The sequence below is a fragment of the Streptomyces sp. NPDC101151 genome (assembly GCF_044768335.1).
Classification (GTDB): domain Bacteria; phylum Actinomycetota; class Actinomycetes; order Streptomycetales; family Streptomycetaceae; genus Streptomyces.
In genome coordinates this window covers 179,577-192,884 of sequence record NZ_JBIWPP010000010.1, presented here as the reverse complement: position 1 = coordinate 192,884, position 13,308 = coordinate 179,577, and the positions used below count along the sequence as shown (strand labels likewise).

Genomic DNA, 13,308 nt, shown 5'->3' with positions numbered 1-13,308 from the left:
TCGGTGGCTCCCGGCAGGGCGGGATGGAGAGCCATGTGCCGACCATCGGGTCAGGGTGGGCACACGGAGGTCAGCGATGGAGAGCGAGTGGATTGGGGACAGCGGTCCACCGTGCTCTGCCCGGGTCGCCGGCCAGACGCATGGCAATGGTCGCCTTGAGCGGCAAGGTGGCACCGAAGAAGGCCGCGGCATCATCTCTGTCCGGGAGTTCGGAGTACACGCTGCGACCGACATCTGCCACCGTTGCCCACAGCTGCGCGGGGTCGGCCGACCTGGTACGTGCCAGCACGTCGACCAGCTCGCTGAACACCCCGCTGAGCAGTGCACCGAACAGCTTGCTGTGCAGTGCGCCGACGTCGTTGCAGGCGCGGGACCCGGCCAGGACCGGCAGCGTGAAGCCGCAGTCGGCCAGTCGTCGTGGACTGACCCGCACCCCGTCCAGGTCCCGGTAGAGGATGCGCACCGGCCGGCCGTCCCTCATCACGACGAGTGTGTTCTGGCCGTGGGCCTCCAGCGCCACGCCCATGGACAACAGGGTCAGTACGGGAGGCAGCAGGAGTTCAGCGAGGTCCGCCAGCCAGTGCACCGGATCACCCACCACTGCTGCCGCTCCGGTCGCGTGCACCGCGGTCAGGGGTACGGCGACCTCTCCGACCCCGAGGTGCGAGTCGGTGGACTCTCTGACCATGGACGCGAGGCTTGCGGATGCCTGCCCGTCCACCCGTACGGCCCCGCCGCCCAGCTCGCGCAGGATCCCCAGATCTTCGCCGAACCCGGCCTTGTCGAGGACCGCCGACACTAACTCTGACAGAGGCGGACCGTCGGCGACCTCCGCGGGCGAGATGGTGCGGAGGTAGTTGGTGACCTGTACGTCCAGCGAGGTCTTGATATGACGACCTGCCAAGCCGGCCCCGGGCGCCAGCGTGCGCAGTGACAACAGGGGCCGGGCCCGGATCGTTCGTCGTGTCGGGGCGAGGTCGGGGTGGCGCACCAGGACGTGGTCCCGCTGCCAGGGGTGGATCGGAAGCAGGAACGTGCCACCGTCCCGCAGCTCCTCCGGCCAGCTGCCGGCACCCAGCCAGCGCTCCGCCGGGACCGGCAGCAGGGCGAGCTCGATCACCGGGTGGTGCTCGGGCGCGTAGGCGAGCACGTCGGCGACGCTCATGCCACTACGCGTGCGGCAGCAGGGATGCTGCGGATGGCCGTCCACCACCGCCTGCTCCGCATCGACCGAATCGCGGAGCGCAGACGGCACATCGCGATGGCCGTTTGCCGCGCGGGCCAGGGCCAGGTTCACAACGCTGTTGTCGAGTTCCGCCACGAGGCGACTCGCGGCGCAGGTGCCCAGGTCCAACTGCGCAAGCAATTCGCCCGGTTCGCGGATCGGTCCTTCGGGTCCTGCCACTGTGAAGTCGTCAGGCACCGGAGCGAATTGCCGGGAGCAGGCCTCGGCTCCCGTGAGGCGGCCCCCATTGCGCAGATCGACGATCAGTGTCTCCGCGTCCCGCCATCGCGCAGTGAGGCCAGGAAGAGGCTCTCGTCCGAAGGCGCCCCACAGACGGGCCAGCACAGTGGCCCTTGCCCCCGGGAGCGCCGCCATGAACGGCTGCAAGAGATCCGGGCGCTTGCTGCCCAGTTCGGCGAGCGTCGCGTCGATTGTCGCCTCGTACATCTTCACCGTCCTTGCCTGCAATTGAACGAGGATTCAGTGCTGCGGCAAGGTTCCTGAACAGCCATGGGCACCCCTAGGAGTCGAAGCCGTCTTTCTCTACGCGGCGTGCCTGGTATCCGGCGCCGCACATCGGACACTAGGTGATGTCCTGTAAAGGAAAATCCAGCACACATACAGCGGGCAACGTGCTGGTAGGACGGCGAATGCCTGAAAACGATGACGCCCGCGCCTGGTACCTGGGGCGGCTGCGTCAAAGGAGGGGCGCGCGGGGTGTGCACAGCCGACGGGAGCCGTACCGAGATCAATCTCCCTAAGATGTGCAGCACTTACTGGGCTGTCGTGCGCTGAAGTCGCGATATTGAGGCGACCTGATGCTCAGGTCCTTAACCGATCACTAACCACTTCCTGGCAATCTCCTTGATGTCTTGGAAATTCTTTGGGCGGCTTCATGCGTCATCTGGTGGATTCACCCACGGAGCTCTCCCGGAAGCTCCTTGTGTCGTCAAGGCGCTCCGAGAGCGAACATCACTGAGACGGGGGAGTGACGCGGCGATGGGGCCGCACGTCGGGCCTTCAATGCGTGAGCCTGTCGGCATGCATGTTGTGCTGATCGAAGACGACGACCGCGTGGCCGAGCCCTTGACAGAGGGCCTACAGCGCTTCGGATTCACTGTGGAACGCGCCCGGACCGGCGCTGAGGGCCTGGCGGCAGCAGAGCCGGCGATGGTGTTGCTGGACCTCGGACTGCCGGACATGGACGGCGTCGACGTCTGCCGGGCGTTGCGAGCGCGCTCCTCAGTGCCGATCATCATGATCACCGCCCGTGACTCAGAGGTGGACAGAGTGCTCGGCCTCGAACTGGGCGCGGACGACTATGTGTCCAAACCGTTCGGAGTCCGGGAGCTGGTCGCACGCATCCGTGCTGTCACTCGCCGCGCCCGCATCGGTCCACTCGACGGAGTTCGCGCTGCCGTGTCCGGTGGCTGGGAGATGACAGGCACGTGCGACGACGCCCAGTGGATCGGCCCGCTGAGCATCGATCGCCGTACCCGTCAGGTGTCTCTGCAAGCGACGCCGATCGCCCTGGCTCCCAAGGAGTTCGACCTGCTCGTATGCCTCGCCGAGGATCCCGGAGCCGTCTGCACCCGCCAGCAGATTCTCGACACGGTCTGGGAGCCGGACTACTTCGGTCCCACCAAGACACTTGACGTCCACATCGCCGCCCTGCGCCGCAAACTCGGTGACCCGTCATGGATCGAGAACATCCGTGGCATCGGGTTCCGCCTGGTCCCGCCCGCGCAGCATCCGGCCACTTCGCCGGCGCAGCCGGCGTCGTCACGAGGACGCCGATGAGCCGCCGCCTATTGCTCAGCTATCTCAGCCTCATGGCGCTGGTCCTGCTCGTCCTCGAAGTGCCGTTCGGCTTTGTATACGCACGTAGCGAGCTGAACCGCTTCTCCAATACCGCGGAACTGGGCGCCGTGACGCTGGCTGCGGTGTGCGAGGAGAAGCTGGAGCACGGTCTGGCCTCGGACCTTCCCGAGCTTGCCCGCAGCTATGCCCAGCGGACCGGCAGCAGTGTCATCGTCATCGACCGCAGCGGAAGAGTCCTCACCGATACGGTCACCTCCGCCGCTGTGGGCAGAAACCTCTCCTCCGAGCCGGACGTCGTCATGGCCCTACGGGGGCGACCCGCCACGGGTATCAGTGAAGATGTCGCCCCAGGCGGCAAGGTCCTGTTCGCAACCGTGCCTGACACCTCCAATGGCCCCACCCCGTGCGTCGTACGCACTCTCTATTCGTTGGCGCCCCTCGCGAAGAAGGTGCACGCCACGTGGATGGCGCTCGTTCTCGTTGCTGTCGGCGTGCTGATCGCGGTGGCCCTGGTCGGATTCGTCATCGCCCGCTGGACGACCCGTCCTCTGAGGGCTCTGGAACAAGCCACTACGCAGCTGGCCGACGGCCGTCTCACCGATCCTCCTGCCGCCGATCGCGGCCCGCCGGAGCTGCGTCGGCTCGCCGCATCCTTCACGCGTACGGCCACCCGGCTCCAACACCTGCTCCAGACCCAGGAAGCATTCGCCTCGGAGGCGTCTCACCAGCTGAAGACACCACTGACGGCCCTGCGCCTGCGTTTGGAGAATTTTGAACCCCACCTCGCTCCTTGCGCACAGGCCAGCCTGAACGAAGCGATCGGTGAAGTGGGGCGACTCAGCCGCATGGTCCAGGGACTGCTCGCTCTCGCACGGCTGGAGAACTCGGCGATCACCCCTGAGAACGTCGACCTCGACGCCGTCGTTGCCGAACGGGCTTCCATGTGGACGGCCTTCGCCGCCGAACAGAGCGTCGGAATCACCGTGACCGGTGCCAACAGCGGGCGGCGCGTGTGGGCGGTTTCCGGCGCACTCGACCAGATCATCGACAACCTGCTGTCCAACGCGCTCCATGTTGCTCCTCCCGAGACCACCATTACTTTGGCGATCGCAGCTGCACCAGCCGATGGGGGCCGCATGCCGGCCATGGTCGAACTGCACGTCATCGACCAAGGCCCGGGGATGAATGAAACCGACCGGCAACGGGCCTTCGACCGATTCTGGCGTGCCGCCGATACGCACCACGACGGCACGGGCCTGGGACTGTCCATGGTTCAGCGACTCACTGACGCCAGCGGTGGCGACGTCACGTTGCTCGCGGCACAGGGCGGCGGCCTGGACGCCGTCGTGCGGCTGCAGCCCGTCATGACCGCACGCCTGCGCAGAACGGCACGGCGGACTCCGTCATGACGACCCAGCCGAGGGCTGCCGAGATTCAGAAGAAGGGCGTCGGCACCTCTGCGATCGACCTGACCACCACCGACGGCGCCAAGACGGCATTGGGCGGTGCGTTCGGCGACGCCGCTGCCTCCTCGACGGAGACCGCCGAGTACGGGGCGGAGGAGACCGGAGCCAGTGTCACGCCGGGCGCGACGTAACGGTCGACCCCTCCGGCACCCGTCAGGTAAGCGGCGAGGAACTCCCCGACGGTGGAGGACAGATCACCCTCCGGGACGGTCACGCCGTATGGCGACTTCGGCACCTCGGCCTGGGTTGGACCGGCCACCACGCCGGGCGCACCGGTCACCGCGAACGAGGCGCCCGCCCGGTCGGTGGCCACCGGCATGGCGTAGTACCGCACCGATCCGTCGGCATGCTGCGCAGCCAGCGTCACCGACCACGCACCGCCGTCGCGCTGGGCACTGCGCACCGCCGTCACGGACTGCGGCCTCGACTGCGCATCAGAGGCCGGGTCGGGCAAGTCGACGCCCGGCGCCATCGACTGCGCAAGCCGCACCTGCGCACTCATCGCTTCGTCCATGCTGCTGCGCAACCAGGCGCTGACGAACACCTGCGCATAGCCGCCCGGGTCCGCGGCCGCCGCAGTGCGCACGGTGGTCGGCTTGGCCGGGGTGGCCGCCTGGACCGTGGTCGGGGTGGAGGCGACGGCGACGCACAGGGCGATGGGGCCAGCCGCGATCACAGTCCAGACAGCCACGCGTGAGAGGCGTACGCGGCGTCGCATCGTCTGAAGCGCCACGCCTGCCGCCATCGGGGTACCAGTTCCGTGCTTTCCGTAGCATGCATGCCAGGGGACATGGTCAAACTCCCAGGTGAGAACGAATCTTGCTGACCTTGAGGAAGCCCGTCGGCCGACCACCGACCACGAGACCCCGACCACGGTCACGATGCGGCTACGAAGCCCATGGTCGGGGTCATGGTCGGCCCGACCACAGACCCGACCACGCCTTGCCACCCGCGTCGACCTCACTGCGAACGCATGAAGCCGGCACGGGCGAGCCCGGTGGCGGTGCACCGATGCGCACGCACGAGAAGCCCCCGGTACAACAGCGGCGCGGGGTGGCAGCCTTCTCTCCGGGGCAACTGCGCAACGGGGCCGGATGCACCCCACCCCGTCACCGGCCGCGTCATCACGGCTGCGCAACCACACGCACGAGCCAACCGCGCACGATACGCGCACCGGTGCGCAGCGCTCCGCGCGCAGGCTGCGCAGTTGGCGTTGCACCCCATTGCGTAGCCTGCGGCACGCGGGCGTGGTCGGGCCGACCACTGGCCCGACCATGGCAGCTTGAGGGCTGTCGTTGCAGGATCATGACCGGTGGTCGGGGATTGTGGTCGCCAGCCTTGTCGGGGCCGGCGGGTGATCTGAGGGAATGGATCTCAGCACGTCCCTCGCTCATCGGCACCACGCACGGTGCGGGCGGCACCGGCCGCCGCACACACCGTGCACCCACGGACGCGTGACGAGCGGAGCACGCATCCGCCGCGGACCAATGGCCGGCGACCATCACCAGATCGCCAACGCCTTGTTCCGCGATAGCAGCCTCTCCTGCAAAGCCAAAGGAGTCTTCGGCTACATCAGCACCCACCACGACGGCTGGCAGGTGACCGTCGCCGGGCTCGTCCGCTCCGGGGCCCGGCGGACGGAAGGCGGTGCGCACCGGGCTGCAAGAGCTGGAGACCCACGGCTACCTGATCCGCGAACGACTCCGCCGGACGAACGGCGCCCTCGGCGAAATCGTCTACTCGATTACCGACCACCCCGCCTTCGTCGCAGCCCTGATTGCGGACGCCGCCACGGCGCTGAACGCGCCGACGGCCCCCAAGGGCGGCCAGGGCGACTACGGCATGGCGATCCGCTGCGGACCGATGGCTGGCGACCAGTTCACCCAGATCGCCAACGGATTGCTCCGCGACCAGCGCATGTCCTTCAAGGCGAAGGGCTTGTTCGGACTGATCAGCACCCAACGCGAGGGCCGGCACATGGCGGTCGCGGACCTGGCCTGCCGCGGCCGCGAAGGAGTGGTGGCGGTGGCGACCGGGCTGGAGGGGCTTGAGCGCCACGGCTTCCTGCAGCGGGACCGCTACCGCAACCCCGACGGCATCCTCGGCTCCGCCACGTACTTCATCACCGACCTGCCCAGCCTGCCTGCAAAACACCAGGTCACAACCAGAGTCGGATTTTCCAAGACTGGATGACCCTACGTTGGCTGACCGCCCCACCCGAAAGCGTGGGGTTACGAGCTGGGCATGGTCCACGCAGTTGCGGGCCCGTGGAGTGCCCGGTGCCGCGGTGGGACCCTCGGCGGCCGTGGCCGCGCCGCCGCTGGCCATTGTCGGGGGTGGCCCGCAGGCCCGACCATGAGCCCGACTACGGGGTCTGGCAGCGCCGTGCTCACCTCCGACCATGGCTGGTCAGCGCGCTACGCCTGCCGGTGCCCGGACTCGGTCCAGCCAACTCGCCAGCCGGGGTCGTGGACGGGGCGCCACACGGGTGCGGAGGGGCCGTGGTGGAGCAGGTCAGCCAGCGGCGCCACGAGCACAGGGACGTCGTACGGGAAGCGGGTCAGCAGCCCGGCCCACGCGCGCAGTGCTCGGATCCGGTTCTCGACACCGCTGGGCCCGGTGTTGTCCAGGACGAACAGGATGCGGGGGAAGAGCGGGTAGTGCCGCTGCCACTCCTGCACCGCCGGTTCCTGGACGGTCGGCCGGCGCCCAGGGACCGTGGGCACGTAGTGGTAGAGGTGTTCGTACGCGGACAGTTTGGCGGCGAGACGTTCCGGGCCCATGGTGGCCCGGTCGACTTCCACGAACGCCCGCAGCATCGAACCGTTGTCGCCGTCGGCGGGGCCGCGCCGGTAGTACAGGAGGGCGTCGGGGATGACGGCCTCGCCGCTCCCGATCGGGTGGTGGACCTCGGGGATCCAGTCCAGCGGCTGGCACACATCGCTGCGGCGGCGGGCGTCCTCGAGGAAGACGAGGGCGGTCTCGGTCACGGTCAGCGTGTGGCCGGCCTTCAGCCGTACGGCGGTCGGATCGGACACGGTCCTGGAGGGCCGGTGCCCGCGCAGCTCGGGCCATTCGCAGGCGAGCTGCACGCCGTACGGGGTGGGGAACCACACCCGGGTCCGTCCAGCCTGCGGCAGGGTGATGCGGTCGACCAGACCCTCCTCCCGTAGTCGGGCCAGCCGCCGCCGGGTCTGCTCGATGCGCACCTCGGGTGCGATCACCCGGTGCATCTGCTCGGTGCTGGCCATCCGGTACTGCGTCAGCACGCCCAGCGCCATCCGGTCCCCGCTGCCTACGTCCACGCCGATCATCACGGATCCGCTCGCTTCCCGTCCGGTGCGGTACCGGGCCGCCCGGCGCCGCGCGTACCGGACACAGCAGCAGCCGGCCCCGACCAGAGGACCGACCGCGAAGGCCCGACCACGGTCACGAAGCGACAACGCCTCCGTGGACCAGGCCCACATCCCCGCCGACAACGCGTCCGACAACCGTCCGCAGCGTTGGTCACGCCTGTCCGTGAATCCGCAGGTCACCACGTTGACCTTGCCATGGTCGGGAGGCCGACATCCCCTCTACGCCCCCGGAGCCCACGCCACACAGCAGAGAGAAAAGAGAAGTGGGTGGGTGGGAACAGGCCCGCGGCGGGCGAGGGGATGGGGAGCCGCTGGTGTTTTTCGCGCGCGACGGCGGGGCCTCGCGCGAGGCGGGACAGGAGAGCGCCGGCGCGGCCATCGTGTAAGGGCGGGGTGCGACTCGGGCGGGGCTGGCTGCTCGCTGACGGCCGTGACGGTCGTTAGCGAGCAACCGCGATCACGGGCATTGATGGGACTTCTTGCATTCGGCTCTGTCCGCAGTTTTGAATGCTGTTGGTGATCTCCACTCGGTGAGGTGAAGTCTGCTGGCCGTGCGTGAGTTGATGTTCTTGCCGTGCTGGCTGGTGGAAGCGGGGCGGTTTCGGCGGTCGGAGGGGTGGCCGCGGTGGCGATGGGTTCGTGGTCGGGGCGCATGATTCCGCCATTGACGGTGCGGATGGCGCGGGCGAGTAATCCGCAGGGTACGGCCGCTATGTGGGTGCGGGATCGCCTGGACGACCTGTTCACGGATGGCGACTTCGCCGACTGGTATCCGGTTGACGGACGGCGTGGGCTGTCGCCGGCCCAGCTGGCTTTGGCGTCGGTGCTGCAGTACGCGGAAGACCTCACCGATCGGCAAGCAGGCTTGACCATGCTGCGGACGGCTGATCAGAACCCTCATTCAGGACACGGCGGCGCATGACGACGACGTGACGCTGCTCCTGGTCGGGCTGCCTGAGCCGGGTGGAGGAGGCTCTTGCGGCTGACCGCCGCGGCATCGGCGAGTGGTCCGTTCGGCCGATGTCGGTCGAAATCTGTGACCGCTCTGGTGATCGTCGTGCCGTTGAAGCGACCACGCGCGCCTTGGAGCTGCTTGAGCGCGGGGTAGAGGCGGCCCGTGCACGCCACCAGCAGGCGATTGGCCGCGCGTACGTCAATCCGCCACGCGGGCGCAGGAAGGCGCTGGAGATCATCACCAGATACAGCGGCGAATATGTCCGTGGAGTGGCCGAGCGGTCGAACAAGTTGGAGTGACTCCATGCAGCATGATGCCCCCGCTGGTCAGACCGGCGCGGGCATCGTCGTATTCGGGGTCAGGGTTTGCGGTGTCGCCCGTGCCCGATCATCGGGTTCGGTCCGGTTGCAGGCAGTTCCATGCGGCCATCGCCTTCGATGCCGTGCAGCATGCGCTGCGCGGCGGCGTAGTTGTCCACGGTGGTCACTGGCACCCACTGGTAGCCGTCCCACTCCATGATCAACTGGGGCGCGTGTCCCGGTCCAGGTGGGCGGCGTGCTGCGGGCCGGTGCCGAGGGTGACGGCGCGGCGTTCACCGACCGGCCGCAGGCGTGCGGCGCGGCGGTCCGCCCATTCGTTCAGCGGCTCGTCTCCAGGGTCACCCATCGCTCGCCCTCCCTCATGCTTGGGGCTCAGACCTTAGCCCACGTCGCGGCCTGCCCCTCGGGCGTGACGATGACTTCGAAGTGTTCCAGTGGCGGGGCGCCGTCGGTGCGCCAGCGCGTCACCTCGTCCTCAACGGGGTCCCAGAGGCGTTCGGGCCGGTCCTGGCGAACGGTCCAGGTGTCGCCGTCCTTGGCGAGCGCGGCTCATGACTCCTCTTCGATGTCCAGGAGTACGTGCGTTTCCCGGCCCTCCCAGGTAAGGGTGACGCGCTGGGCCTGGGGGCGGCGATCTGGGCGACGAAGCGCGTATTCCAGTCGTTCAGTACGTCGGGCGCGAGGGCGGAGGGGCGCTCGTGCCCGGCGTTCAGGTCGGGGAGGGTGCCCAGGGGCGGCGGGAGTTGGGGGCGGGCGAGCATGAAGGAGACTTGGCCGCCGAGGAACCGGCCGCGTGCGGTGCCGTCTTCGTGCACGGTGAGGCGGGCGAGTTCGGAGGCGTAGAGCCAGCCGGAGAGGGTGGCGAGGATGATGCCGCCGGGCCGGGTCTGCTCCACCCACGCGTAGGGCAGATCGACCACGCCGCATGTGGCGACCAGCCGGTCATACGGTGCGCCGTCGGGGTCACCGGCGAGACCGACACCCGTGGGAGAGGCGTTCGAGCACGTCGCTGCCGGAGTGCACGACCAGCTCCTTCGGGACGAACCGGTCGGCGAAGCGGATGTCCGCCGGGGCCAGCGGCAGGCAGCCGGCGGGCACGGCCTCGAAGATGCGCTGGGTCATCTGCCCTACGGCGGCATACCGCTCGGGCAGCATGAGCACCGTGGCCAGGGACCGGCCGTAGACGCCGGCGGCGGCCGCCACGGGTGATCAGGCGAGCCGCTCGCCGAGCCAATCGAGCCGCAGCACCCAAGGAGTCCCATTCCGACGCCGGCAGGGGAGGAGCCTACGTAGCGTCTTCCGCCCCAGTCTCTTCCTGACAGGGCGCTGTAGCGTCTCCATGGGACTGACAGGAAAGGGACGGCCATCGGATGCTCCACAGCAATGGCGCTGCCAGCAAGAGTGACCAGCAAGCTCTGATCCTCGACTTCGCGGGAGTGCTCACGGCCAGCCCGATCGACACCCATCGTGCCTGGTGTGTGTCCGAGGGGCTGGAGCCGGGCGCGTGGCGTGCCACTCTCAACGACCATCCTGATGGCCGGCGGCTGTACGCGGCGCTGGAAGTCGGGGAGATCGGGCAGGCCGAGTGGAACGAGGGGACGGCGGCGCTGCTGGGGGAGCACGTGGACCCCGTGAACCTGATGGGGCGGGCGTGGGCCGACGTTCCACCGGCGCGGCGAATGGTCGCGCTCGCGCGGGCCGCGCGGGCCGCCGGTCATCGGCTCGCGCTGCTGTCCAACAGCTTTGGGCTCGATCCGTTCAACCCGTACGAGCACGTGGGCATCTGGGACCTCTTCGACGTGCACGTCGTGTCCGAGCTGGAGGGGCTGGCCAAGCCGGATCCGGCGATCTACCGGCTCGCGCTGGAGCGGATCGGGCTGCCTGCCGAGCGGTGTGTCTTCGTGGACGATCACGCGGTGAACCTTCCGCCGGCCGCCGCGTTGGGTATCTCCACCGTTCATGTCACGGACGAGGACGCGGCCGTAGCGGAGCTTGAAGCACTGCTCGGGGTCACAGCGGTTCTTGCCGCCTGATGACAACTCCCTTGCCGGTAAAGGGCGTCCGCGCCCGCTCTCCGGCCAGTACTGTCCGTGTGGGGCTCACCACGCGGAGGTTCTGGACCATGGAGTGGTCGGAGTACACCACCTCGGAACGCTTGAAGGCGCTGCGGGGCGGAATGACGCAGGAGCAGCTGGCGGAGGCCGCAGGCGTCTCTGTCGGGGTGGTCAGAAAGCTCGAACGCGGAGGGACGGCATCGCTGCCGTCCCTTCTGTCGATCGCCGACGCGCTCGGTACCGACATCGCCGTGTTGCTGGGACAGCAGGCGCCCCGCCGGTCCATGGACCGGGACGAACGGGCCGCGTTGCGCGCGGTCTCCGCCGCCACCCACGACGCCGCGATCGGCATTCCCGCGGACGTCGAGCCGGGCAGTGTCGAAGAGCTTCGCACGGTCCTGCGTCGCGCGGACGCCGCCTACTGGAGCGGGCGGTACGCCGAGCTGGGGACGCTCCTCGGACAGCTCCTCCCCGAGGCGCGGGCCCGCTTCGACGTCGCCGGCCTCGACGAGAAGGAAGCCGCTGCCGGGGTCCTGATCGACACCTTCCAGACCGCCGGCATGGCCGCCAACGTGCTCGGCTCACGGGATCTGGCGTACGCGGCCCTCACATACGGCCGCCAGGTCGCCGTGCGGACCGGGGACGACCTCCGCGACGCCCATCTCGCCGCCACCACCGCGTGGGTCAACCTCCGGGACGGCCGCACCCGGCAGGGGTTCCTCCTCGCGGCGGCGCAGGCCGACCGGATCGAGCCCAAGATGAGCGAGGACGACCCGGACCGCCTCAGCGTCTACGGGCAGCTCGTGACGAACGCGGCCGTGGCCGCCTCCCGGGGCAGCGCCCACGCCGACGACGCCCGCGAGTACCTCTCCCAGGCCCACGCCGTCGCCGCCCGCATCGGGGACGAACACGCGCGCGGGGCCCATGCCCAGCCGTACGGCCCGATGTACGCGGCCACGCAGGCCATGAGCATCGCGGTCGCCCTCGGCGACACGGCGGGAGCCCTGCGCCTGATGGACACGGTCCGTCTGGACGACGCCGTCCCTCTGGCCACCCGCGCCCGCTACGGCCTGGACGTCGCCCTCACGCAGGTGGAATGCCGTCGGTGGGAGGCCGCGGCCGACACCCTCCAGGCCGTCTGCGAGATGGCTCCCGGATGGGTGCGCCACCAGATGCTCCCCGGCGTCATCATCAGCAGGCTCGCCGGGGTGTCCGTCAGCCGGCTGCGAGGACTGGCGAACTCCGCCGGCGTACCGCTCGGCGTCCGCTGACGCACGGGGCCGGGGCCGAAGTACCACGCTCCGTAGCAGGAGTGGGTGTGGCACCGACTCGACCGCCACGGAGCGTGGCACACCCTCGGGCGATCCGACTTCAGCTGCCACGGGACGTGGCAGCCCTTCCGGAAACCGGGCCTCCCTGGTGCGACGGGCCGTGTCTGGGCCTGAACGTTGCAGCCCAGCAGCCTTGAGGACATGCCGAACAACCCGCCCGGCAGCCTCGGGCACGTACCCGTGGCTGTCTACTCCTGCGCCGCCACTTCCACCGCCCTCAGCGAGGGCGAGGAGCGTGGCCGCTACTACGCCGACGCCCGGCACTGGCACGTCGCCGGTGTCTGGTCCGACTCCGACCCGGCCCGGCCGCTCATGGAACGGCCGGGTTGGCAGGCTGTCACGGCCACCCTCTCCGCGGGGATGATCCGGGGCGTTGTCGTCGGAGGTCCGACTCATGTCGGTTCCGACGCCGCCCAGTTCGCGGCTTTCGGCGTTCTGCTGCGCGAGCGGGGCGGGTTCCTCGCGGACGCGTCGAATGGCACCGCGGGCCGGACCCCTGGCCAGGTTCGTCGCCGCCGGGACATCGCGGGCGCGGCCTCCGGCTGGTTCGCGCAGACCGACCAGCATGACGAAGGCAGCTCGTGAGCGCCCGGCGTGCCTGGGTCGGAGACCTCGTCCGGGACGGCGGCGGGCGGCGGGCGATCGTCACCGACGTCCGTGACAGCGGCACCGTGTGGGTGCTGCGGACGCCGGTCGGAGGAGGCCCGTACTGGGAGACGGACGACCCCGACAGCCTCGAAATCATTGCCCCGTCCGGAGCCGGGGACGACCAGTGAGCTC

The 13,308-nt window shown here is 69.3% G+C and carries 15 protein-coding genes and 1 pseudogene; 9 read left to right on the top strand and 7 right to left on the bottom strand.

All coding sequences use genetic code 11. The annotated features are described in order from the left end of the window. Positions 1 to 70 precede the first annotated feature (70 nt). The gene (locus ACIRU3_RS20995; protein WP_404058262.1) at positions 71 to 1,672 is read right to left on the bottom strand and encodes an IucA/IucC family protein; all 1,602 of its coding nucleotides are present in this window, start codon (positions 1,670 to 1,672) and stop codon (positions 71 to 73) included. Positions 1,673 to 2,266: 594 nt separating this feature from the next. Between ACIRU3_RS20995 and ACIRU3_RS20990 the strand changes: the two genes are divergently transcribed. Together ACIRU3_RS20990 and ACIRU3_RS20985 are read left to right on the top strand one after the other, a co-directional pair. Then, complete coding sequence (locus ACIRU3_RS20990) at positions 2,267 to 3,025, top strand: response regulator transcription factor (RefSeq protein WP_404058477.1); 759 nt, start codon at positions 2,267 to 2,269, stop codon at positions 3,023 to 3,025. 32 nt (positions 3,026 to 3,057) lie between these two features. Then, positions 3,058 to 4,455 (top strand): sensor histidine kinase, encoded by a 1,398-nt coding sequence (locus ACIRU3_RS20985; protein ID WP_404058260.1) that lies wholly within the window; start codon positions 3,058 to 3,060, stop codon positions 4,453 to 4,455. Positions 4,456 to 4,480: 25 nt separating this feature from the next. Here the strand turns inward: ACIRU3_RS20985 and ACIRU3_RS20980 are convergent, their stop codons facing one another. Continuing rightward, positions 4,481 to 5,203, bottom strand: a complete 723-nt coding sequence (locus ACIRU3_RS20980; RefSeq protein WP_404058258.1) for a conjugal transfer protein — start codon at positions 5,201 to 5,203, stop codon at positions 4,481 to 4,483. 796 nt (positions 5,204 to 5,999) lie between these two features. Here ACIRU3_RS20980 and ACIRU3_RS20975 point away from each other — a divergent pair. Beyond that, positions 6,000 to 6,733, top strand: a pseudogene (locus ACIRU3_RS20975) (hypothetical protein); the annotation flags it as partial. 196 nt (positions 6,734 to 6,929) lie between these two features. On the opposite strand, the gene ACIRU3_RS20970 reads toward ACIRU3_RS20975, so the two are convergent. Next, the gene (locus tag ACIRU3_RS20970; protein WP_404058256.1) at positions 6,930 to 7,826 is read right to left on the bottom strand and encodes a replication-relaxation family protein; all 897 of its coding nucleotides are present in this window, start codon (positions 7,824 to 7,826) and stop codon (positions 6,930 to 6,932) included. A gap of 667 nt (positions 7,827 to 8,493) precedes the next feature. On the opposite strand from ACIRU3_RS20970, the gene ACIRU3_RS20965 reads away from it, so the two are divergent. Further along, positions 8,494 to 8,790, top strand: coding sequence for a hypothetical protein (locus tag ACIRU3_RS20965; RefSeq protein WP_404058254.1), 297 nt, complete (start codon positions 8,494 to 8,496; stop codon positions 8,788 to 8,790). A 98-nt stretch (positions 8,791 to 8,888) separates the two neighbouring features. Continuing rightward, a complete protein-coding gene (locus tag ACIRU3_RS20960; RefSeq protein ID WP_404058252.1) occupies positions 8,889 to 9,122 on the top strand; it encodes a hypothetical protein in 234 nt (77 codons plus the stop codon). Positions 9,123 to 9,181: 59 nt separating this feature from the next. Here ACIRU3_RS20960 and ACIRU3_RS20955 read toward each other — a convergent pair whose 3' ends face one another. The 4 genes from ACIRU3_RS20955 to ACIRU3_RS20940 form a co-directional block, all read right to left on the bottom strand. Beyond that, positions 9,182 to 9,340 carry a DUF6087 family protein gene (locus ACIRU3_RS20955; RefSeq protein ID WP_404058475.1) on the bottom strand — a complete coding sequence of 53 codons (159 nt, stop codon included), beginning with the start codon at positions 9,338 to 9,340 and terminating at the stop codon, positions 9,182 to 9,184. A 2-nt stretch (positions 9,341 to 9,342) separates the two neighbouring features. Next, positions 9,343 to 9,489: a DUF6087 family protein gene (locus ACIRU3_RS20950; RefSeq protein WP_404058250.1), complete on the bottom strand. Its 147-nt coding sequence runs from the start codon at positions 9,487 to 9,489 to the stop codon at positions 9,343 to 9,345. Positions 9,490 to 9,607: 118 nt separating this feature from the next. Then, the gene (locus ACIRU3_RS20945) at positions 9,608 to 10,081 is read right to left on the bottom strand and encodes a hypothetical protein (RefSeq protein WP_404058473.1); all 474 of its coding nucleotides are present in this window, start codon (positions 10,079 to 10,081) and stop codon (positions 9,608 to 9,610) included. Positions 10,082 to 10,106: 25 nt separating this feature from the next. Next, the gene (locus ACIRU3_RS20940) at positions 10,107 to 10,346 is read right to left on the bottom strand and encodes a hypothetical protein (protein ID WP_404058248.1); all 240 of its coding nucleotides are present in this window, start codon (positions 10,344 to 10,346) and stop codon (positions 10,107 to 10,109) included. A gap of 167 nt (positions 10,347 to 10,513) precedes the next feature. On the opposite strand from ACIRU3_RS20940, the gene ACIRU3_RS20935 reads away from it, so the two are divergent. The 4 genes from ACIRU3_RS20935 to ACIRU3_RS20920 all read left to right on the top strand — a co-directional run bounded on the left by ACIRU3_RS20935 (position 10,514) and on the right by ACIRU3_RS20920 (position 13,304). After that, entirely contained in the window at positions 10,514 to 11,176 is a 663-nt protein-coding gene (locus tag ACIRU3_RS20935; protein ID WP_404058246.1) for an HAD-IA family hydrolase, read from the top strand. Positions 11,177 to 11,265: 89 nt separating this feature from the next. Then, a complete protein-coding gene (locus tag ACIRU3_RS20930) occupies positions 11,266 to 12,468 on the top strand; it encodes a helix-turn-helix domain-containing protein (protein WP_404058244.1) in 1,203 nt (400 codons plus the stop codon). 201 nt (positions 12,469 to 12,669) lie between these two features. After that, positions 12,670 to 13,113: a hypothetical protein gene (locus tag ACIRU3_RS20925; RefSeq protein ID WP_404058242.1), complete on the top strand. Its 444-nt coding sequence runs from the start codon at positions 12,670 to 12,672 to the stop codon at positions 13,111 to 13,113. Continuing rightward, positions 13,110 to 13,304 carry a hypothetical protein gene (locus ACIRU3_RS20920; RefSeq protein ID WP_404058240.1) on the top strand — a complete coding sequence of 65 codons (195 nt, stop codon included), beginning with the start codon at positions 13,110 to 13,112 and terminating at the stop codon, positions 13,302 to 13,304. Before ACIRU3_RS20925 ends, ACIRU3_RS20920 begins: the two co-directional genes overlap by 4 nt. The last annotated feature ends 4 nt before the right edge of the window (positions 13,305 to 13,308 follow it).

Bases quoted from the DNA above. Each gene is read 5' to 3' on its own strand.
- ACIRU3_RS20970 (WP_404058256.1), bottom strand. From the start codon at position 7,826: ATGATCGGCGTGGACGTAGGCAGCGGGGACCGGATGGCGCTGGGCGTG.
- ACIRU3_RS20995 (WP_404058262.1), bottom strand. From the start codon at position 1,672: ATGTACGAGGCGACAATCGACGCGACGCTCGCCGAACTGGGCAGCAAG.
- ACIRU3_RS20960 (WP_404058252.1), top strand. From the start codon at position 8,889: ATGTCGGTCGAAATCTGTGACCGCTCTGGTGATCGTCGTGCCGTTGAA.
- ACIRU3_RS20955 (WP_404058475.1), bottom strand. From the start codon at position 9,340: ATGGAGTGGGACGGCTACCAGTGGGTGCCAGTGACCACCGTGGACAAC.
- ACIRU3_RS20930 (WP_404058244.1), top strand. From the start codon at position 11,266: ATGGAGTGGTCGGAGTACACCACCTCGGAACGCTTGAAGGCGCTGCGG.
- ACIRU3_RS20985 (WP_404058260.1), top strand. From the start codon at position 3,058: ATGGCGCTGGTCCTGCTCGTCCTCGAAGTGCCGTTCGGCTTTGTATAC.
- ACIRU3_RS20935 (WP_404058246.1), top strand. From the start codon at position 10,514: ATGCTCCACAGCAATGGCGCTGCCAGCAAGAGTGACCAGCAAGCTCTG.
- ACIRU3_RS20990 (WP_404058477.1), top strand. From the start codon at position 2,267: ATGCATGTTGTGCTGATCGAAGACGACGACCGCGTGGCCGAGCCCTTG.
- ACIRU3_RS20925 (WP_404058242.1), top strand. From the start codon at position 12,670: ATGCCGAACAACCCGCCCGGCAGCCTCGGGCACGTACCCGTGGCTGTC.
- ACIRU3_RS20950 (WP_404058250.1), bottom strand. From the start codon at position 9,489: ATGGGTGACCCTGGAGACGAGCCGCTGAACGAATGGGCGGACCGCCGC.